The organism is Mesorhizobium sp. M0659 (assembly GCF_040320605.1).
Classification (GTDB): domain Bacteria; phylum Pseudomonadota; class Alphaproteobacteria; order Rhizobiales; family Rhizobiaceae; genus Mesorhizobium.
In genome coordinates, this window is sequence record NZ_JAMYPY010000003.1 from 280,421 (window position 1) to 299,041 (window position 18,621).

20 protein-coding genes and 1 riboswitch are annotated in these 18,621 nt (G+C 64.1%); of the genes, 9 read left to right on the forward strand and 11 right to left on the reverse strand.

Features of this window, described 5'->3' with window-relative positions:
• Positions 1-13: 13 nt before the first annotated feature.
• A complete protein-coding gene (locus tag NKI31_RS06795) occupies positions 14-919 on the forward strand; it encodes a LysR family transcriptional regulator (protein ID WP_352650926.1) in 906 nt (301 codons plus the stop codon).
• A 115-nt stretch (positions 920-1,034) separates the two neighbouring features.
• Positions 1,035-1,844 carry a lysophospholipid acyltransferase family protein gene (locus NKI31_RS06800; protein WP_023673308.1) on the forward strand — a complete coding sequence of 270 codons (810 nt, stop codon included), beginning with the start codon at positions 1,035-1,037 and terminating at the stop codon, positions 1,842-1,844.
• 69 nt (positions 1,845-1,913) lie between these two features.
• Here NKI31_RS06800 and NKI31_RS06805 read toward each other — a convergent pair whose 3' ends face one another.
• The 3 genes from NKI31_RS06805 to NKI31_RS06815 form a co-directional block, all read right to left on the reverse strand.
• Positions 1,914-2,540, reverse strand: coding sequence for a LysE family translocator (locus NKI31_RS06805; RefSeq protein WP_023698717.1), 627 nt, complete (start codon positions 2,538-2,540; stop codon positions 1,914-1,916).
• An 82-nt stretch (positions 2,541-2,622) separates the two neighbouring features.
• A complete protein-coding gene (locus NKI31_RS06810) occupies positions 2,623-3,570 on the reverse strand; it encodes an aldo/keto reductase (protein ID WP_352650928.1) in 948 nt (315 codons plus the stop codon).
• A 164-nt stretch (positions 3,571-3,734) separates the two neighbouring features.
• Positions 3,735-4,268 carry a gamma-glutamylcyclotransferase gene (locus tag NKI31_RS06815; RefSeq protein ID WP_023754180.1) on the reverse strand — a complete coding sequence of 178 codons (534 nt, stop codon included), beginning with the start codon at positions 4,266-4,268 and terminating at the stop codon, positions 3,735-3,737.
• Between the two features lie 124 nt (positions 4,269-4,392).
• On the opposite strand from NKI31_RS06815, the gene NKI31_RS06820 reads away from it, so the two are divergent.
• Positions 4,393-5,391: a DUF2125 domain-containing protein gene (locus NKI31_RS06820; protein ID WP_352650931.1), complete on the forward strand. Its 999-nt coding sequence runs from the start codon at positions 4,393-4,395 to the stop codon at positions 5,389-5,391.
• Positions 5,392-5,515: 124 nt separating this feature from the next.
• The gene (locus NKI31_RS06825) at positions 5,516-6,439 is read left to right on the forward strand and encodes a sugar kinase (RefSeq protein WP_352650934.1); all 924 of its coding nucleotides are present in this window, start codon (positions 5,516-5,518) and stop codon (positions 6,437-6,439) included.
• A gap of 7 nt (positions 6,440-6,446) precedes the next feature.
• On the opposite strand, the gene NKI31_RS06830 is transcribed toward NKI31_RS06825, so the two are convergent.
• Together NKI31_RS06830 and hisC are read right to left on the reverse strand one after the other, a co-directional pair.
• Complete coding sequence (locus NKI31_RS06830; RefSeq protein WP_023735196.1) at positions 6,447-7,382, reverse strand: prephenate/arogenate dehydrogenase family protein; 936 nt, start codon at positions 7,380-7,382, stop codon at positions 6,447-6,449.
• 4 nt (positions 7,383-7,386) lie between these two features.
• On the reverse strand, positions 7,387-8,496 hold the full coding sequence (gene hisC, locus NKI31_RS06835) for a histidinol-phosphate transaminase (protein WP_023686716.1): 1,110 nt from the start codon (positions 8,494-8,496) through the stop codon (positions 7,387-7,389).
• Between the two features lie 126 nt (positions 8,497-8,622).
• Positions 8,623-8,700: riboswitch (SAM riboswitch) on the forward strand.
• 60 nt (positions 8,701-8,760) lie between these two features.
• Between hisC and metX the strand changes: the two genes are divergently transcribed.
• A complete protein-coding gene (gene metX, locus NKI31_RS06840) occupies positions 8,761-9,930 on the forward strand; it encodes a homoserine O-acetyltransferase MetX (protein ID WP_023685352.1) in 1,170 nt (389 codons plus the stop codon).
• Positions 9,927-10,541 carry a methionine biosynthesis protein MetW gene (gene metW / locus NKI31_RS06845; protein WP_023685353.1) on the forward strand — a complete coding sequence of 205 codons (615 nt, stop codon included), beginning with the start codon at positions 9,927-9,929 and terminating at the stop codon, positions 10,539-10,541. The genes metX and metW overlap by 4 nt, the downstream gene beginning before the upstream one ends.
• A 7-nt stretch (positions 10,542-10,548) precedes the next feature.
• Here the strand turns inward: metW and NKI31_RS06850 are convergent, their stop codons facing one another.
• Positions 10,549-10,869, reverse strand: coding sequence for a DUF1330 domain-containing protein (locus NKI31_RS06850; protein WP_023685354.1), 321 nt, complete (start codon positions 10,867-10,869; stop codon positions 10,549-10,551).
• Positions 10,870-11,117: 248 nt separating this feature from the next.
• On the opposite strand from NKI31_RS06850, the gene NKI31_RS06855 reads away from it, so the two are divergent.
• The gene (locus tag NKI31_RS06855) at positions 11,118-12,053 is read left to right on the forward strand and encodes a glycosyltransferase family 2 protein (protein WP_023673297.1); all 936 of its coding nucleotides are present in this window, start codon (positions 11,118-11,120) and stop codon (positions 12,051-12,053) included.
• A gap of 51 nt (positions 12,054-12,104) precedes the next feature.
• Here the strand turns inward: NKI31_RS06855 and NKI31_RS06860 are convergent, their stop codons facing one another.
• The 3 genes from NKI31_RS06860 to NKI31_RS06870 all read right to left on the reverse strand — a co-directional run bounded on the left by NKI31_RS06860 (position 12,105) and on the right by NKI31_RS06870 (position 15,697).
• Complete coding sequence (locus tag NKI31_RS06860; RefSeq protein ID WP_023714977.1) at positions 12,105-12,893, reverse strand: DUF1194 domain-containing protein; 789 nt, start codon at positions 12,891-12,893, stop codon at positions 12,105-12,107.
• Between the two features lie 64 nt (positions 12,894-12,957).
• Positions 12,958-14,778, reverse strand: a complete 1,821-nt coding sequence (locus NKI31_RS06865) for an ABC transporter ATP-binding protein/permease (RefSeq protein WP_352650938.1) — start codon at positions 14,776-14,778, stop codon at positions 12,958-12,960.
• Between the two features lie 136 nt (positions 14,779-14,914).
• Positions 14,915-15,697: a class I SAM-dependent methyltransferase gene (locus NKI31_RS06870; protein WP_023670688.1), complete on the reverse strand. Its 783-nt coding sequence runs from the start codon at positions 15,695-15,697 to the stop codon at positions 14,915-14,917.
• Positions 15,698-15,814: 117 nt separating this feature from the next.
• Here NKI31_RS06870 and gloB point away from each other — a divergent pair, with 117 nt between their 5' ends.
• Positions 15,815-16,582, forward strand: coding sequence for a hydroxyacylglutathione hydrolase (gene gloB / locus NKI31_RS06875; protein ID WP_352650940.1), 768 nt, complete (start codon positions 15,815-15,817; stop codon positions 16,580-16,582).
• A gap of 20 nt (positions 16,583-16,602) precedes the next feature.
• Positions 16,603-17,034: a cupin domain-containing protein gene (locus NKI31_RS06880; RefSeq protein ID WP_352650942.1), complete on the forward strand. Its 432-nt coding sequence runs from the start codon at positions 16,603-16,605 to the stop codon at positions 17,032-17,034.
• Here the strand turns inward: NKI31_RS06880 and NKI31_RS06885 are convergent.
• Both NKI31_RS06885 and yddG read right to left on the reverse strand, forming a co-directional pair.
• Entirely contained in the window at positions 17,031-17,705 is a 675-nt protein-coding gene (locus tag NKI31_RS06885; protein WP_352500403.1) for a lysoplasmalogenase family protein, read from the reverse strand. The genes NKI31_RS06880 and NKI31_RS06885 overlap by 4 nt on opposite strands.
• Positions 17,702-18,589, reverse strand: a complete 888-nt coding sequence (yddG, locus tag NKI31_RS06890; RefSeq protein ID WP_023699112.1) for an aromatic amino acid exporter YddG — start codon at positions 18,587-18,589, stop codon at positions 17,702-17,704. Before yddG ends, NKI31_RS06885 begins: the two co-directional genes overlap by 4 nt.
• Positions 18,590-18,621: the final 32 nt, after the last annotated feature.

Below are 18,621 nucleotides of genomic sequence, written 5' to 3' on the forward strand. Positions count from 1 at the left end.
TCCGGAAGACACTATGGATCGTCTCGAAGCCATGTCGCTGTTCGTCGCCGCGGTGGAAGCGGGCAGCCTTTCCGCTGCCGGCCGCCATTTCGGCATTCCACTGGCAACGGTCAGCCGCAAGGTTTCCGACCTCGAGAAGCACCTTCAGGCGCGCCTGCTGAACCGTTCGACCCGGCAGCTCACGCTGACCGATGCCGGCCAGGCCTATCTCGCCGCCTGCCGCCGCATCCTCGGCGAGGTCGGCGAAGCCGAACGCACCGCTGCCGGCGAATACAGCACGCCGACCGGCGACCTGTTCATCACCGCGCCGGTCGTCTTTGGTCGCCTGCACGTGCTGCCTGTCGTCACCGAATTCCTGGCGGCTTATCCTCAAGTCAACATTCGCCTGACGCTGGCTGACCGGATAACCCAACTGGCGGAGGAACATCTCGACCTTGCCATCCGCATCGGCGAGCTTGCGCCTTCGAGCCTCATTGCCATCCGCGTCGGCGCGATCCGTCGCGTCGTGTGCGCCAGCCCCGCCTATATCGCCGCGCATGGCATGCCGCGGACGCCGGACGATCTGGCCGCGCATGAATGCATCAGTTTCGAAGGGCCTGCAGCGCTCGCCAGCTGGAGCTTTGCCGGCGACAAGGGCGAACTGATCGTGCCGATCCGCTCACGGCTGCGCGTCAACACGGCGGAAGCTGCAATCGATGCCGCGATTGCAGGCGCCGGGATGACGCGGGTGCTCTCCTACCAGATCGCGGACGCAGTACGTTCCGGCGTGCTCGTCCCGGTCTTGCGACCCTTCGAGCCGCAGCCGTGGCCGGTGAGCCTCGTCCATGCCGGCCAAGGCCTGCCGGCGGTGAAACTAAGGGCGTTCCTCGATTTCGCCGCTCCGCGGCTGAAGCAGCGGCTATTGCAGGCGACGTGGTGAGTTGAGACTGGCTTGAGTCAGTGGCGAGCCGGCCTATGTCAGGCCATTGCGGCGTTTCCTTTTTGCCCGCGCTTGGTGTAACCAACGCACACCTCCTCAACGGGCCCTTCCCCGCATGCTCTATATCCGCTCGCTGGCGTTCAACTTCGTCTTCTATGTCAATCTGATCGTCCAGATGGTCCTCTGGACCCCTTACTACTTCCTCTCGCCACGCCATCGCGCCTGGTTCGTGCCGAAATTCTGGTCGCGCACCAGCCTGTGGCTCTACGACAAGATCGCCGGCACCAGGAGCGACATCACCGGCGTCGAGAACCTGCCGGAGGGCTCTTTCATCCTGGCGCCGAAACACCAGTCGTTTTGGGACGCGATCGCTTTCTTTCCGTTCCTCCACGATCCGCTTTATATCCTGAAGCGCGAGCTGACCTGGATCCCCTTCTTCGGCTGGTACATCCTGAAGATGCGGATGATCCCGGTTCACCGCGGCAGCCGCTCCAAGGCGTTGAAGCAGGTCGTTGCATCGACAAAGCAGGAGATGGGGCGCAATCCGCGCCAGCTGATTATCTACCCCGAAGGCACGCGCCGAGCGCCAGGCGACGAGCCGGCTTACAAATACGGCATTGTCGAGCTCTATACGCAGCTTGGCGTCCCGGTGGTACCGGTCGCCCATGTCGCCGGCCTCTATTGGCCTCGCCGCAAATTCTTGCGCTTTCCCGGCACCATCAAGGCCCGCTTCCTGCCGCCGATTCCGCCCGGGCTCGGCAAGGACGAATTCATGGACCGGCTGATCGGCGATACGGAAGCCGCCTGCGACCAGCTGCTGATCGAGGCATCGCAGGCTCCTAACCCGCCGCAAATGCCGCCGACGGCGGTCAAGCGGCTGGCCGAACTCGCCGCGGCCGCCAAAGCAATTCCAGGAAAAGTGTGAGCGGTTTTTTCCGTCCTGAATCGCGCCAAAACAAAAAAGACCAAAGCTTGATCTCTTCTGCGGGCCGGCTCAAGGCCACGCCGCCAGCGCCGTTGTCAGCACCAGCGTCGCCGCGAAGGCCAGATTGATGATCCGCGACGCCAGCGGCTGGCGCAGGGTGCGGGCGAAGGCCGCGCCGGCCAGCAGCCACAGCACATGGATGGCTACGATCATCAGGGTGAGAACCGCCAGCCTGGCCGGGATGCCGAGAGCATCGGCGCCGGCTGCGGTCGCGGAGCCAGCAAGGACCGCAGCAATCGCCACATAGGCTTTCGGGTTGGCAACGGCGAGCAGGAAGCCGCCGAGGAAGGTCGGCAGAACCGCGCTGCTGTCACGCGCGGCCAGCGGCGGCGCTGTCGCTATTCTGTAGGCGAGGTAGAGAATATAGGCGGCGGAAGCGACCGCCAGCACTGGCGCTACGCCCGGCATCGAGGTGAGGATAGCCTTGATGCCGGTGGCCACCACCAGCAGCACCGCGACCGTGCCTAAAATGATCCCCGATGTGTAGTGAAGCGAATTGCGCAGGCCGAAGGCGGCCCCTATCGCCGTGACGCTGATCGTCGCCGGGCCAGGACTGCCCATGACGACGGTTGCCGCCAGCACCAGCGCCAGCAATTGCTGCCAGGGCTGCGCCTGCGAAAGAATGTCTGCGGCCATGCTGCCTCTTCTCCCAATAATGGAGAACAGTGTGGCAAGGCGGACAGCCGTCGTCTTGGACGATCGTGCCGAACCTGCGCGGCTAGGCGCTGGCCTTGTCCAGCGCCACGAGATCCTCCGCGCTGAGCTTCAGCGATGCGGCGCGCACCAGGCTGTCGACCTGGTCCAGCGTCGTGGCGCTGGCGATCGGCGCGGTGATGCCGGGCTGCGCCATCACCCAGGCGAGTGCTACTTCCGCCTGCTTGGCCGAATGGCGCGCCGCCACAGTGTCGAGTGCGGCCAGAATGCGCATGCCGCGCGCATTGAGATAAGCCTTCACGCCGCCGCCGCGTTCACTTTTGCCGAGATCGGCCTCGCTACGGTATTTGCCGCTAAAAAACCCCTTGGCGAGGCTGAAATAGGTGATGACGCCGATATCCTCGGCCACGCACAGATCATGCAGCGGCCCGTCGAAGGATGAGCGGTCGTAGAGATTGTATTCCGGCTGCAGCACGCTGTAGCGCGGCAGCCCGCGCAGGCTGGCAACATCGAGCGCGGCGCGCAGCTGGCCGGCGTCGAGATTCGAGGCGCCGATATGGCGGACCTTGCCGGCAGCGAGCAGCTTCTGGTAGGCGCCGAGCGTCTCCTCATAAGGGGTTGTCGGGTCCGGCCAATGCGAGAGATAAAGGTCGATCACGTCGGTCTGCAGTCGCTTGAGCGACGCCTCGACTGCCCTTTCGATATGGGCAGCGGACAGATCCTTCTTGCCTTGTCCCATATCCGAGCCGACTTTGGTGATGACGATGATCTTGTCACGGTTGCCGCGGCTTTTCATCCATTTGCCGATGATGGTCTCGGACTCGCCGCCCGCGTGGCCCGGCACCCAGCGCGAATAGGCATCGGCGGTATCGATAGCGTTGAGGCCGGCGTCGCCGAACCGGTCGAGCAGGTCGAAGGAGGTCTTCTCGTCCGCGGTCCAGCCGAAGACATTGCCGCCCAGGACCAGCGGCGCGATGGAAAGGTCGGTTTGACCGAGACGGCGTTTTTGCAAGACGGGGCTCCGTGGGCTGGCGGCGGGCGACCCGAATGCTTCGGGCCGCAGCTAAGCTAGGTCCCGCCGCGCCGAGGTCAAAGGCCTCAGCCAATTTTTCCAGCGGGCCAGCGCTTCACAAAGGCGCGAGCGCTTCGCCTGCAGGCTCGCCGTGGTCTACCGGCTCACGAGGCGATCCGCTTCGCCACCTCTTCCAGCCAGTGGTCGCTGATACCCAGCGCCGCGAGATGCTGCAGCGTGTTGAGCACATAGTCCTCGTTGTTTCCGGACTGGCCGACGGCGCCACGGATAACACCTGCCGCATGCGCGGCATCGAGCCCGCCGGCATACTGCTCATGCTGGCGGTCGACGATATAGGCGACCGCTTTCACTCTCTCTCCCGCGGCCGCACCATTCACGTCGAGACTGATATCGAGCACACGCTCGAGGTAGACGCTGGTCACCAATTCGCGCTCGCGCAGATAGGTCAGCACCTCATCGCGCAGCTCGCCGGGCACGCGAAAGGCCAGCCCGATGCAGGAGCCGCCACGGTCGAGGCCGAGCACCAGGCCCGGCCGCTGACGCGTGCCGCGATGCACGAAGGAATAGACGCAGAGCGACCGGCGGTAGCCGTAAAGCCGCGCGCGGCGGGTCTCGACATGCGCGAATCCCGGTCGCCAGATCAGCGAGCCGTAGCCAAAAACCCAAAAATCGCCCATATCGCCAAGCCTGATTGCACGAGAGTGACGCCGCCGCATCGGAATCGGTGCTCTTCTGTTCTTTTTGCTTGTTGCGTAAGCCACAGTCCACCCGCAACACGCCCGCGTTAATGAAAGCCGCAGCATGACGTCAAGTGACGAGCGTCCGTCGAAGTTTCGCCGCCGGCTGATGTGGCTCGCTGCCTTGGTCGTTATGCTGTTCGGCGCCTACAGCGCGGTCTGGTTCTATGTCGCCGGTCGCGTCAGCAGCGAAGCCGACAAAGCGGTAGCCTCGCTCAAGGACAAAGGCATCGAGGCCGGCTGCGCCAACCTCACCGTCAGCGGCTACCCCCTGAGTTTTGCCATCTCCTGTGACAATCTGGCTTACGAGGACGACGCCAGGAACGTCGCCGCCTCGGCAGGCAGCTTCAACTTCGTTGCAGAGCTCATCCGGCCTTTGTCGCCTGCCGCCGAGTTGCGTGGGCCGCTGCGCACCTCGGTGCCGGGGATGGCGCCGCTATGGATCGATTGGGACAATCTGCAGGCCAATGCCAAGCTCTCCTGGCCCTTGCCACGCAGCATTTCGCTGCAGGCCGAGAGCTTGTCCGGCCAGACCGATCCGGCCGACGACACCGACCCGGTTTCACTATTCAGCGCCGGAACGGCGGCGGGCGAGTTGCGGCCGGACGGCCAGGACCTTGGCTATACCGGAAGCTTCACCGATCTTGAGATCGACGCCGACGCGATCGGCGGGCGCGTGCTGCCGCCGCTCGACGGCAGCGGCGACGCGACGCTGAAGAACGGCGTCGCGCTGATGAAGACGCAGGCCAGGAGCCTGCGCGGCCAGGCGGTCGGCATCCACAAGCTCGATCTGTCGTCGGGAACCGCGCGCATCACCGTCTCCGGCCCGGTGTCGGTCGACGCCAACGGCCAGGTCAATGCCGACCTGACGATCAAGCTGCAGGATCCCAAAGCCGTGGCGGCAATCCTCGCCACCGCAATCCCCGAGCAGAAGAGCCAGATCGAGCAAGGCTTTGCCGGTCTGGCGCTGCTCGGCAACGAACCGTCGATGCCGCTCAAGGTGGTGAAGGGCAAGGTCTCGCTCGGCTTCATTCCGCTGGGCAAGATCAAGCCGCTCGATTAGAGCAATTCCAGGAAAAGTGTGAGCAGTTTTCCGTCCGGAATTGCGTTAAAACAAAGAGACAGAGCATGATCGCAAAGAGCGGCAACGGCTTTTGGGGAGAGATCATGCTCGAGCAAGCCGACGCATGAACCGACCGGTGAAACTGCTGAGCGTTGGCGCGCTGACGCTGGATACCATCCTGCGCGTCGAAACCCTGCCCACGCATCAGGGCAAGTTCATCGCCTCGGACGGCATCCAGATCGCCTCGGGCATGGCGACAAGTGCTGCCTGCGCCGCCCGCCGTCTCGGCGCCGAGGTGTTCCTGTGGGCAAGTGCAGGTGACGATGCCGTCGGCGACCAATTGCTGGCCGGCATCGAGGCCGAGGGCGTCGATTGCGACTTTGTCCGCCGCGTCGAAGGCGCCCGCTCGGCGCTGGCCGCGATCCTGGTCGACGCTCATGGCGAGCGCATCATCGTGCCCTTCTACGACCCAAAGGCGCAGGCCGACCCCGAGGCGGTGCCTGTCGCCGATCTTTCCGGCTTCGATGCCGTGCTGGTCGATGTGCGCTGGCCGGGCGCCGCTGCTCTTGCCTTGACCGCCGCGCGCGACGCCGGTTGCCCGGCAATCCTCGACGCCGACACGGCGCCGCTGGAGGTGCTGGAGCGCCTGCTGCCGCTGGCATCGCACATCGTCGCTTCGGAGACGGCGGCACGCATCGTCTGCGGCCATGCGCTGGACCCCGAAACCGCCTGTGCCGACCTCGCCAGCCGCACCGACGCCTTCGTGGCGGTGACCGGCGGCGCCTCGGGAAGCTGGTGGCATGACCGGTCCGCCGGATGCGTGCGCCACATCGCGGCGCCGAAGATCAAGGCGGTCGACACGCTTGCCGCCGGCGACGTCTTCCACGGCGCCTTTGCTGTCGCGTTGGCGGAAACCATGGCGATCGAGCAGGCGTTGCGCTTTGCCAGCGCGGCGGCCGCGCTCAAATGCCAGCGCTTCGGCGGCCGGCTGGGCGCGCCGGACCGGGCCGAGACAATGGCCATGGTCGCGGCGACCTGGCCCGTCTGAAACAGATTTAACTTTTCACCGGGTGCTCGACCGCCTGCCGGCCGAAATCCGGCACGTCGATATCCTGGCCGGCCTCGATGATCGAACGGCGAACGGCCCGGGTGCGGGTGAACAGGTCGAACAGCTTGTCGCCGTCGCCCCAGCGGATCGCCCGCTGCAGCGAGGCGAGGTCCTCCGAAAAGCGCGCCAGCATTTCCAGGATGGCATCCTTGTTGTGCAGGCACACGTCGCGCCACATGGTCGGGTCGGAGGCGGCCAGACGGGTGAAGTCGCGGAAACCGGAAGCCGAATATTTGATCACTTCCGACTTGGTCACCGATTCCAGATCGTCGGCCGTGCCGACGATGTTGTAGGCAATGATGTGCGGAAGATGCGAAACGATGGCCAGCGTCATGTCATGATGCTGCGGGTCCATCGTGTCGATGTTGGAGCCGCAGCGCCGCCAGAATTCCGACAGCTTTTCCAGCGCGGCCGGATCGGTTCCCGGCAGCGGCGTGAAGATGCACCAGCGGTTTTCGAACAGCTCGGCGAAACCCGCATCCGGGCCCGATTTCTCCGTACCCGCCAGCGGGTGTCCCGGAATGAAGTGCACGCCGTCCGGCACATAGGGCTGCATTTGCGCAATGACGGAGGCCTTGGTCGAACCGACATCGGTGAGGATGGCGCCTTTTTTCAGCGCCGCTGCGATCTCTTGCGCCACCTCGCCCGACGACCCCACTGGCACCGAGACGATGATCAGGTCGGCGTCGAGGACCGCTTCCCTGGCGTCGGTGGTGTAGCTCTCGCCAAGACCGAGCTCCTTCGCCCGCGCCAGCGTGGCCGGGCTGCGCGTCGCGATGGCGACATGGCGGGCCAGGCCCTCGCGGCGGATGATGCGGGCCAGCGACGAGCCGATCAGGCCGATGCCGACCAGCGCGATCTTTTCAAACATCGGTGCTGTCATTGTTTCAGCTTTTCAGGAATGTCGTGAGGGCATCGATGACGCCGCGATTTGCTTCTTCGGTGCCGACGCTCATGCGCAGCGCATTGGGAAAGCCATAGCCGGTAACGCGCCGCAATATATAGCCGCGCTGGGTGAGGTAATCGTCCGCCGCCTCAGCCGAATGCCTCTTGTCGTCGGGAAAGTGGATGAGGACGAAATTGCCGACGCTGGGCGTCACGCGCAGCCCAAGCTTCGTCAGTTCTTCATTCAGCCAGGTAAGCCAGGTCTCGTTGTGCAACGAACTGCGCTCGACATGGGCGCGGTCGCGGATGGCGGCAATGCCGGCCTCGATCGCTGTTGCGTTAACGTTGAAAGGGCCGCGGATGCGGTTGATGGCATCGACGATGTGCAGTGGGCCATACATCCAGCCGATGCGCGCGCCGCCAAGGCCGAGCTTGGAGAAGGTGCGGGTCATGACCACATTCTGTGCGCTGCCCGCCAGCTCGATGCCGGCCTCATAGTCATTGCGCCTGACATATTCGGCATAGGCCGCGTCGAGCACCAGAAGCACGTTGCCCGGGAGAGCGGAATGCAGGCGGCGGACCTCCTGGAACGGCAGATAGGTTCCGGTCGGATTGTTGGGATTGGCGAGGAAGATGATTTTGGTCCGCGGCGTCACCGCGGCCAGGATCGCGTCGACGTCGGCGCGTTCCTCGGTTTCCTTGATCGTCACCGGTGTCCCGCCGGCCGACTGGATGTAGATCTTGTAGATCATGAAGGCGTGTTCGGTGATGATGGCCTCATCGCCGGCCGCCAGATAGGTCTGCGCCAGCAGGCCCAAAATCTCGTCGGAACCGTTGGAGCAGATGATGTTTGCCGGGTTGAGGCCATGCACCTCGGCGATCGCCTCGCGCAGCCGGCGGGCGGTGCCGTCGGGATAGACATCGAGCTTGCTGGCCACTTCGCGCGCGGCCTCGATCGCCTTCGGCGACGGGCCGAGCGGGTTCTCGTTCGACGACAATTTATGGACCTTGGCGACGCCGGCCGGTGCCGTGCTCTTGCCCGGCACATAGGCGTCGATGTCCATAATGCCCGCGCGGGGCGTCGGTCGTGCCTTGTCCGCTGTCTTGTCCATGTCGCAAATCCATCGAGAATGCCTCCGTCCGGAGGCCGCAGCGGAAATACAAGCCGTAGCCGCGAATGTCGAGAGGCGGGCAATAGCTGGCCGTTGACGCCGGGCCGCACGAGTTCTAGAAGAACGCAACAGTTCCGTGGTGATTTGGCCGGTCGGCTTGCAGCCACGTTAAACAACTCGCTAAAGGGCCGTTTGCGTGACGTAACCGGCTTTGCGATCGCATTGCCGGTTTTTTATTGCCTGACGGCGGGCAAGGAGAGTCACATGGCCGCGCTCCGCGCTACAAAAACCAACAACGAGGCCGACAACCCGTCGAGCCCTGTGTTGCGTTTTGGCCCTGACAAGCCGCTGAAGCTTGACGCCGGCACGCTTTTGTCGCCGTTCCAGATCGCCTACCAGACATATGGCGCCCTCAACGATGCCCGCACCAACGCCATCCTGGTCTGCCACGCGCTGACCGGCGACCAGCATGTCGCCAGCACCAATCCGGTGACCGGCAAGCCCGGCTGGTGGGAAGTGCTGATCGGTCCCGGCAAGATCATCGACACCAACCGCTTCTTCGTCATTTGCTCCAACGTCATCGGCGGCTGCCTCGGCTCCACCGGTCCGGCCTCGACCAATCCCGCCACCGGCAAGCCCTACGGCCTCGACCTGCCAATCATCACCATCCGCGACATGGTGCGGGCGCAACTGATGCTGGTCGACCATTTCGGCATCGAAAAGCTGTTTTGCGTGCTCGGCGGCTCGATGGGCGGCATGCAGGTGCTGGAATGGGCGTCATGCTATTCCGAGCGCGTCTTCTCGGCCCTGCCGATCGCCACAGGCGCACGCCATTCCTCGCAGAACATCGCCTTCCACGAGGTCGGCCGGCAGGCCGTCATGGCCGATCCGGACTGGCATGGCGGCAAATATTTCGAGCACGGCAAGCGCCCGGAAAAGGGGCTCGCCGTGGCGCGCATGGCCGCCCACATCACCTATCTGTCGGAAGCCGCCCTGCATCGGAAATTCGGCCGCAATCTGCAGGACCGCGAAGCGCTGACCTTCGGTTTCGACGCAGATTTCCAGATCGAAAGCTATCTGCGCCACCAGGGCATGACATTCGTCGACCGCTTCGACGCCAACTCCTACCTCTACATGACCCGTTCGATGGATTATTTCGACCTCGCCGCCGACCATGGCGGCCGGTTGGCAGATGCCTTTGCCGGGACCAAGACCCGCTTCTGCCTGGTGTCCTTCACCTCGGACTGGCTGTTCCCGACCGAGGAGAGCCGCTCGATCGTGCATGCGCTTAACGCCGCCGGCGCCTCCGTCTCCTTCGTCGAGATCGACACCGACCGCGGCCATGATGCCTTCCTGCTCGATGAACCCGAACTGTTTGCCGCCATCAAGGGCTTCATCGGCTCGGCGGCCCGCGCAAGGGGGCTCGCCTCATGAGCGTCAATGGCAGCCAGCGCGTCGACCTCGAAGTCGTGGCCAACCTGATACCCCCGCAGTCGCGGGTGCTCGATGTCGGCTCCGGCGACGGCCTGCTGCTCGAACTCCTGCAGGAGACCAAGCAGGTCGACGGCCGCGGGCTGGAGCTGTCACAGCGCGGCGTCAATGAATGCGTGGCGCGCGGCCTCTCGGTCATCCAGGGGGATGCCGATACCGACCTCGAATTCTATCCGGACAAGGGTTTTGACTTCGTCGTCCTGTCTCAGACGCTGCAGGCGACCCGCAACCCGAAGCTGGTGCTCGACGAGCTGCTGCGAATCGGCAACCGCGCCATCGTCTCCTTCCCCAATTTCGGCCACTGGCGGGTGCGGCTGTCGCTGTTCGTCAAGGGCCGGATGCCGGTAACCGCGGACCTGCCCTATTCCTGGTACGACACGCCCAACATCCATTTCTGCACCATCCGCGACTTCGTCAATCTGGTCGAGGAACTCGGCGCTTCGGTCGAGAAAGCCACCGCGCTCGACGGCAACGGCCAGAAGATCGGCCTGTCGATGCCATGGTGGTTCTGGAATTTCTTCGGCCAGCAAGCGGTGTTCTTGCTGAAGCGGTAGTTTGCCCCTATTCCAGCACGTTCGTCGCCTTGTGCGGGTGCTGAACGCCATCGGCGATGATCACATCGGCGTGGGAGTTGTCGGTGCGCAAGGCCAGAATCTCGCGATAGGCTGATGAATCGTACCAGCCCCACGCATGCGCCCTGTCCGGAAACTCGATGACGATCAGATGCCCGGGCCATTCGTTTTCGACCACGTCCATGTCGCCGCCGTGGACAAGGAAGCGGCCGCCGAACGGCTCCAATGTGGCGTCGATCCTCTGCAGATACTCGACAATCTGCGGGCCCATTGTGACTTGACGCATATGGGCGACGGCGTAGGCGGCCATGGCTGAACTCCCTGTGAGATCGAAGCCCGACGACCGGCTTCGTTGGCGCAATCTGCAGACATGATGGCCATCGGTCGATTACGTCTGGGGTAATCGGCCGGCTTACCGGCGTCCTGGCTCAACAGTTTGTGATGACATTGCCGCTGGTTTTTTGTAGCGTCGAATCGAATGCCATCCCGGGGTAAGGCTTGGACGGCGACCATCAAAACCTCCGGCCTCCAGGCATTTCGGGGCACAATCGAAGCAACATGTCCAAGGCAACCGACCTCGCTCCGCTGATCTCGGTGATCACACCGACGCACAATCGCCGCAGCAAGGTGGTGCGCGCCGTGGAGAGCGTGCTGGCGCAGAATTTTCCCCGGTTCGAACACATTGTCGTCGATGACGGCTCGACCGACGGTACGGCAGCCGCACTTGCCGAAATCCGCGATCCACGGCTGATCTATGTTGGCTCGAAATGGCGCGGCGCCAATGCCGCCCGCAATGCCGGCATCGAGCGGGCGCAGGCGCCGGTGGTGACATTCCTCGATTCCGACGACGTCTATTTGCCGGATCGCCTGGCGCGGACGCTGGAGCAGTTCGACAACAATCCCTCGCTCGAAGTGCTGATCAGTTCCTTCGTGTCGCTGAAGGGCAATCGCCGCACCAACTGCGTCAACCGCGAAGCGCTGCTGAGCCGCGACTCGCTGGAGCGGGCCCTTGTCGCGCAGACCATCTTCATTGCCGGGTCGGCAATCACCGCCCGGCGCGAGTCGCTGCTGGCCATCGGCGGCTACGACAGTGACGTCACGCGCATGCAGGATCGCGAATTGTTGCTGCGCTTTGCCCGTCGCAGCGGCGCGCAGCTGTCCGAAGTGATCGACTGGAAAAAGTACAACTCGGAGAATTCGATCTCCGGTCGCCGGGACGGCTATGTCGAAGCCTATGCGAGCTTGATCGACAAGCACCCCTATATCGCCGACCGCTACCCCTACATTCCGCCTTACATGATCGCCCGGCAGCTCATCGCCGATGCACTCAAGGGCAGGGTTTCGCAGGCGTTCTCCGGCTATATGGCCAACCGGTCGTCGAAGGCGCTTGGCTATTCGCTGCCGCAGCTGTTGCGTGGCTATGTCGGCGGCCGGCGCTGGCGCCGCGATCTCTATGCCGAATTTCGCGACAAATACGGTGCACGGCCGGCCTGAAGTTTGCCGACAAGCCGCGCAGCGGCTTTCCCCTCCGAACTGCCTCAAACCTCATTTGTCGAGTTCCGGCAGATATGGGTCGGAATATAGCCGCCGGTCGCGTTCGCCCTGTAGGCAGTCCATGGGTGCGGCGGCATCGATCGGGACCACGGTCGCATCGGCGATGCCGCTCACCTCCAGGATCAGCTTGCGGCGTATGGCGGTGGCGAATTCCGAGGCCGCATAGATCGGCAACACGAAGGAGCCGGGCCCACCGGTGACGCAGTCGTCATAATACTGGTCGAGATGGCTGAAGGTCGGCGACGGGCTGATCAGGATCGGCAGGCCGTTGATGACGATGCCCTTGGCCACCGCCGCATCGCGTGTCGTGGCGACGGGCAGCCCGGTGTTGTTGGGACCGTCGCCGGAAATGTCGATGACGCTGCGTGGCGCATCGAACCCCGTGCCCTCGAACAGCCCGGCGCCGAAGGCAAGCGCACCGGAAATCGAGGTGCCGCGAAAGCTGCGGAACGGCCGCGCTTCTATTCTGTCGGCGAAGGCGTTGGCGCTCTCTGCGCTGTCGATCACCTGCCAGGCGATGACGCCATCCTCGCGCACGACGCCCGCCCATTCGAAATAGGCAAGCGCGATGCGCCCGGTGGTTCCCGAGCGCACGGCCTTGATGAAATCGGGATGCCTGAGCGCCTCGACATAGCCCGCGCGCTGCAGCGCGAACTCCCTCTCGTCCATCGACTGTGAGATGTCGACGGCCAGCACCAGTTCGACATCCACGGCAACGGCCGGGGCAGCCACGGGCGTGGTGCAGGCAAGGCAGGCAAGCAGGCTGAGCGCATCGAGCATGGCCGCACCACGGACGTTTCGACCCGTGAATCTTCGCCGCGATCGCGGCGAAATAAAGCCCCTTCTACTTCTTTCGCCGCACGGCCGCTTTCGGCGGCGGGTCGATGGCGCCGGTCCTGACTCGGGCGGGTTTCAGTGGCGCAGCACCCGTATCCTTCACGATGTTCAATGCGCGTGGAAAGAAATGACCATTGTGCAGTCCGCGCCCGATGTTGAGGATCGCGGTTTCCGGCAGGCGTTTCTCCAGCATGGACAGTACCCTTCGCAGCGAAGGACCATCGAACGCGTCCATCGCTTCGTCGATGATCACCCATTTCGGCTGCCGCAAGGCCAGCCTGGCGAAGGCCAGCGACCGCTGTTCGTCATCGTTGAGTTCACGCTCCCAGCGTGCGGAACGGTCGAGCGAGGATGACAGCCGCTCGAGGCCGACCTCGGCCAGCACCGCCCCAAAATCAGCATCGCCAGCCGGCGCCGAGCCATTCGGATGCAGCACTTCGCGTAACGTGCCGGCAGGAAAATACGGAACACGCGGCACGAAAATCGGCGTTTCTCCGGCCGGCAAGCCGATCCGCCCGCTGCCCCAGGGCCAAAGGCCGGCAATGGCGCGGAAGAACAATGTCTTGCCGGCGCCTGGGTCGCCGGTGATCACGACGCGCTCACCGGGATGGATCTCGACATGGCTGTCTGAAAGTTTGGTGCAGCCCTCCGGCGAGGCCACTTGGAGCTTCTCGAAGGTCAGGCTGCCATTGGCGTTATCGCCGAATTCGATGCGCTTTTCCTTGTCGTGCAACACATCGGTTTCATCGAGCGCAATGCGGAAGTCGGCAACGCGCATCAGCGTGGCGCGCCAGTCGGCGATGCCGCCGATATTGTTGATGAACCAGCGCAGCGACGAGTGCACCTGGTTGAAGGCGCCGACCGCCATCATCAACCCGCCAAAGCTGATATCGCCTGAAAAATAGACCGGCGATGCCACAAGGATCGGCGCCACCACGGTGATCCAGCCATAGGTATCGGTCACCCAGGAAAGGTTGATCTGCGCTTTGTAGATGTTTCGCATCGCGCCCAGCACCGTGCCAAGGTCGATTTCGAGCCGTCTCTTGGCATCGGCTTCGCCGTGATAGAGCGCGATGGCGTCGACATTCTCGTTGACGCGCACCATCCCGGAACGCAGCTCGGCCTCGCGGGTGTAGCGGTCGCTGTTGAGGCAGATCAGCGGCCGCCCGACCAGCCAGCTCAGCCAGGAGGCGATGCCGGCATAGAGGAACGCGGCCCAGACCATGTAGCCCGGTATCGCCAGCGACCAGCCGTTGATGTGGAAGACGAAGCCCGACGAGAGTTGCCAAAGCACGCCGACGAACGACACCAGCAGGATGAAGGATTGCAGCAGGCCGACGCCGAGGTCCGTCGACAGATCGGACAGATGCGCGGCATCCTGCTGCATGCGCTGGTCGGGATTGACGCCGATGGCGCCGGCATTGGCGAGCCGGAAGGCCCGCGCCGGCCGCATCCATTGGTCGATCAGGTCGAGCGTCAGCGCCTCGCGCAGCTTCAGCCGGATCATCTGGTTGAGCCAGGTCTGAGCGATGTTGAGCAGGAGCAGCGTGCCGGCAATCACGGCAAAGATCATCAGCTGATGCAGGAAGGCCGCCATGTCGCGACGCGCCAGCGCATCGTAGAAAGGCTGGTTCCAGCGGTTGAGCAGAACCTGGCCGATCGACGTGGCGACGATGACCGCCATAATGCCGACCGACGTCCAGACCAGCCACTTGCGCACCGGTGAGCCTACCAGCGCCCGTTTGATCGTCGCCACCTGATCGCGCAGGCTGCTGGCTTCGACGGTTACCGGCTGAGCGGTGGCGGACTTGTCCGGTTGATCAGCCATGCACGAGGTCCTTGCGTTCAGAAGCGTTGCTGAACCAGATGGAGAGACTTGAAGGCATCCGCCGCTCAAACGGACCGCGAATGCATCTGCGACAGATAGGTGGGAAAAACCCACGCAACACCAGTTTTCATGATGATCACGAAGGTGTCACCTGACGCGTCGTCGATGTCACCCCTTCCGCCCGGCGGCCAAGCCGCGTCGCACCGTGCGGTGACAGTACCGGCACGAAGACACGGCGCGAGGCGCGCTGCGCGACCGGCACGCCCTGATAGAGCCGCTTCTGCGCCTCGACCACGATGACGCCGGAAAAGATCGGCCAGAACCGCCGGCCGGCGCGCTCCAGCACATTGTGGAACCGCATCATGAAGCGCCGCGGCGATGGCGGGAAGAACAGCGCGTCGGACCAGGAAGCCGGTGTGAAATTCGCCTCGCGCAGCAATTCTGTCAGCTGGCCGCGCGAGAACGGCCGGCCATTGCCGAACGGCGTGTGCTCGAACCGCGCCCAGACACCGCGCCGGTTGGGCACGACGATGACGACGCGCCCTGCCGGCGACAGCACCCGCCAGATCTCGTTCAGCGTCTCGCGCGGGTTTTCGACATGTTCGAGCGAATGCACGAGCAGCATGCGGTCGATGCAGGAATCGACCAGCGGCAATTCCTCGTCGAAGACCAGCGCCGTAGCCGTCGGCCCGTTCGCCGGCCAGACGACGGCGCCTTGCGTAGCAGGCATGAAGGCAAACACCCGCTCGGCATCGGTGCCGAACCGCTCCAGCCACGGCAAGGTATAGCCGAGCCCGACCAGCCGCTCATTGGGCACTGTTGCCCATATTGAGGACAGCGCCATGGTGATCGAGCGTTCAGCCAGGCGGCCGAGCGTGGTCGAATAGAAGGAGCGGAGATCGACGATATCGGAATGCATGCGCGGGACGGTAGCTGCGATGCCGCCCAAGTTCAACAAAGCCGGCACGTTCTGCAAAGCTAGATGACATCAGCGGCCAAGCGCCCTATGTCTGCGCCAACAGATGGAGAGATGCCAATGCCCGTCGAAATCGAACAGTTCATGTGCCGCAGCGACAATTTCGGCGTGCTGGTGCATGACCCGAAAAGCGGCGAGACCGCCATTATCGACGCACCCGAAGAAGCGCCGATCATTGCCGCTATCGAGCGTACCGGCTGGAAGCCGACGATGATCCTGACCACCCACCACCATGTCGACCATGTCGAGGCCAATCTGGCGCTGAAGGAGCGCTTCAAGCTGCGCATCGTCGGACCGGAGGCGGAAAAGGAAAAGATCCCCGGCATCGACGAGACCGTCGGGCAAGGCTCGGTCGTCCATCTCGGCGGTGAGCGGATCGATGTCATCGCCACGCCTGGCCACACAGCGGGCCATGTCTCCTATCATTTTCCGGCCTCGAAAGTGGCGTTCACCGCCGACACTTTGTTCGCGCTCGGCTGCGGCCGGCTGTTCGAATGCAAGCCGCCGGTGATGTACGAGTCGCTGAAGAAGCTGGCGGCACTCCCGGCCGACACGGTCATCTATTGCGGCCATGAGTATACGCTTTCGAACGCCCGCTTTGCGTTGACCGTCGACCCGACCAATTCGGCGCTCAGGGAACGCGCCGCCAAAATCGAGACCCTGCGCGCCGACGACAAGGCGACGCTGCCGACCACGATCGGCGAGGAATTGTCGACCAATCCGTTCCTGCGCTGGCACGACCCGGCGATACGCAAGCATCTCGGTATGGAGGAGGCCTCCGACGCCGAAGTGTTCGCGGAAATCCGCAAGCGCAAGGACAATTTCTGAGCATCGTTCCGGGATCAGCCATGACCAGCGCCGCTGAAATCATCGCCATGCTCGGCCTAAAGCCGCATCCGGAAGGCGGCTGGTATGCCGAGACCTTTCGCGACGACGCGGGTGGCGCGCGCGGCCATTCGACGGCGATCTATTTCCTCCTCGAACAGGACCAGATTTCGGCCTGGCACCGGGTCAAGGACGCGGCCGAGGTCTGGCACTTCCATGCCGGAGCACCGCTGGCGCTGTCAATCTGGGAGGAAGGCAGTCCAAAGGTTAACCAGGTGATCGAGCAGGTGCTCGGCATTGAACTTGCGGCGGGCGAGCGGCCGCAGATCGTCGTGCCGGCCGGCTGGTGGCAATCGGCGCGCAGCCTCGGCGAATGGACGTTGGTCGGCTGCACCGTGGCGCCGGGCTTCGACTTCGCCGCGTTTGAAATGGCCGAGCCGGGCTGGCAGCCTTAGGCCAGAAGAAAACCAAGAGTTATGCAGAGCTGGGCGGCGTAGTACAGCACCCAGACCGCATAACGGATGCCGGCGCGATAGGGTGCTATTGCCGGAACCAGGAATTTCTCCGCGGCAAGCAGCCCGTCCGATGCCATGAACATAACAGCGCCGCCGATGACCCACGGATTGTCGAGCGTCAACGCCGAGATGCCCATCGCCAGAATGGCCGCGATATAGACGGCGATCGGCACCCGCAGGCCGGGACTGACACGGCGCCAGAGTGCTGCCAGCATGACGACTGCGAAGGCCGCCATGGCCAGCGCGATGGCGCCGCGCCATGTCTCGGTGCTGAGCACATCCAGCCCGCCGCCGCCGCGCAGGAAGAGCGGCACATAGAGGACATGCGCCGCAAGGAAGCTGGCCAGCCCGCCGAGGAAGGCCTTTTCGCCGTCACGCGACAGGAAGGCATCGCCGACGCCGCTGAGCAGCAGTGCGACGACGAGCAACAGCGGCCCACCTTGCATGAAGGCGAGTGCCGCAAGCATGGCCACGGCCAGCGTCTTTGCCGCCGAGCGGGCCAGCGTCGGCCGCATATCCAGGGTGAAGGCGTAGATCACTGCCGCCACCAGCGAAAAAATCAATGTTGCATTGGCGTTGGCGTCGATGCCGCCGGCAAACGGCATCGTCATGCGCTTGCCCCACCAGTTGCCGCCTTGCGCAGGAACAACGATTTCGCCGCCAGTGCCGCGCCGCCGGTGATCAGCACGCAGGCCGCCAGGATACGCAGCGACGGCTCGGCAACGCCCGCCGCGATCAGCACCAATGTCGACAGCAGTGGCGCCGCATAGCTTGCCGCGCCGAGCACCTGGATGTTGCCGCGCTTTACGCCGATATCCCAGGCGTAGAAGGCCGCGCCCACCGGCATCAACCCCAAACCAAGCACCGCCAGCCACTGGCCGGGACCATCGGGCAGCACCGTCTTTTCCAGGAGAAGATGGCAGACGAGAGACAGGGCTGCCGTGGCGGCGCAGAACCAGGTGACAATCGAGGTCGGCACCGCCGGAAAGCGCCGCGACAGCAGCGAATAGGACGACCACAGCAGCGCACAGACGGCCGCCATCGCATAGCCGAAGGTGTAGCGAGCATCGAAGGCGAGGCCGCCACCCTTGGTGACGATCAGCACGGTCCCGGCGAGCCCGAGCAGCGCGCCGACGACATGGTTCCAGGCCAGCTTCTCGCCCGGCATCAGCGCTGATCCCAGCACGATCAGCAGCGGCCACAGATAGGCGATCAGGCTTGCCTCCACCGCCGGCGCGTTGCGCAGCGCGGTGAAATAGAAGAAATGGTAGCCGAACAGTCCGGCAATGCCGATCACCCAGACCTGGCGTGGGATCTTCAGGCTTTTATCGGTGGCCGGCATGAACAGCCGGGCAACCAGCCCGACCGCGGTGCCGATGGTGAAGGTGATGGCCGAGAGCAAGAATGGCGGCACGGCGCCCGACGCATCGGTGAGCAACGCCAGCAGCGCCCACATGGCGACCGCCGAGAAACCGATCAGTGTTGCGCGCCCCATGCCCGTCTCCGGCGACGCGCCCCATTTCTATT

Bases quoted from the DNA above. Each gene is read 5' to 3' on its own strand.
- NKI31_RS06795 (WP_352650926.1), top strand. From the start codon at position 14: ATGGATCGTCTCGAAGCCATGTCGCTGTTCGTCGCCGCGGTGGAAGCG.
- NKI31_RS06800 (WP_023673308.1), top strand. From the start codon at position 1,035: ATGCTCTATATCCGCTCGCTGGCGTTCAACTTCGTCTTCTATGTCAAT.
- NKI31_RS06805 (WP_023698717.1), bottom strand. From the start codon at position 2,540: ATGGCCGCAGACATTCTTTCGCAGGCGCAGCCCTGGCAGCAATTGCTG.
- NKI31_RS06815 (WP_023754180.1), bottom strand. From the start codon at position 4,268: ATGGGCGATTTTTGGGTTTTTGGCTACGGCTCGCTGATCTGGCGACCG.
- NKI31_RS06820 (WP_352650931.1), top strand. From the start codon at position 4,393: ATGACGTCAAGTGACGAGCGTCCGTCGAAGTTTCGCCGCCGGCTGATG.
- NKI31_RS06825 (WP_352650934.1), top strand. From the start codon at position 5,516: ATGAACCGACCGGTGAAACTGCTGAGCGTTGGCGCGCTGACGCTGGAT.
- NKI31_RS06830 (WP_023735196.1), bottom strand. From the start codon at position 7,382: ATGACAGCACCGATGTTTGAAAAGATCGCGCTGGTCGGCATCGGCCTG.
- hisC (WP_023686716.1), bottom strand. From the start codon at position 8,496: ATGGACAAGACAGCGGACAAGGCACGACCGACGCCCCGCGCGGGCATT.
- metX (WP_023685352.1), top strand. From the start codon at position 8,761: ATGGCCGCGCTCCGCGCTACAAAAACCAACAACGAGGCCGACAACCCG.
- metW (WP_023685353.1), top strand. From the start codon at position 9,927: ATGAGCGTCAATGGCAGCCAGCGCGTCGACCTCGAAGTCGTGGCCAAC.
- NKI31_RS06850 (WP_023685354.1), bottom strand. From the start codon at position 10,869: ATGGCCGCCTACGCCGTCGCCCATATGCGTCAAGTCACAATGGGCCCG.
- NKI31_RS06855 (WP_023673297.1), top strand. From the start codon at position 11,118: ATGTCCAAGGCAACCGACCTCGCTCCGCTGATCTCGGTGATCACACCG.
- NKI31_RS06860 (WP_023714977.1), bottom strand. From the start codon at position 12,893: ATGCTCGATGCGCTCAGCCTGCTTGCCTGCCTTGCCTGCACCACGCCC.
- NKI31_RS06865 (WP_352650938.1), bottom strand. From the start codon at position 14,778: ATGGCTGATCAACCGGACAAGTCCGCCACCGCTCAGCCGGTAACCGTC.
- NKI31_RS06870 (WP_023670688.1), bottom strand. From the start codon at position 15,697: ATGCATTCCGATATCGTCGATCTCCGCTCCTTCTATTCGACCACGCTC.
- gloB (WP_352650940.1), top strand. From the start codon at position 15,815: ATGCCCGTCGAAATCGAACAGTTCATGTGCCGCAGCGACAATTTCGGC.
- NKI31_RS06880 (WP_352650942.1), top strand. From the start codon at position 16,603: ATGACCAGCGCCGCTGAAATCATCGCCATGCTCGGCCTAAAGCCGCAT.
- NKI31_RS06885 (WP_352500403.1), bottom strand. From the start codon at position 17,705: ATGACGATGCCGTTTGCCGGCGGCATCGACGCCAACGCCAATGCAACA.
- yddG (WP_023699112.1), bottom strand. From the start codon at position 18,589: ATGGGGCGCGCAACACTGATCGGTTTCTCGGCGGTCGCCATGTGGGCG.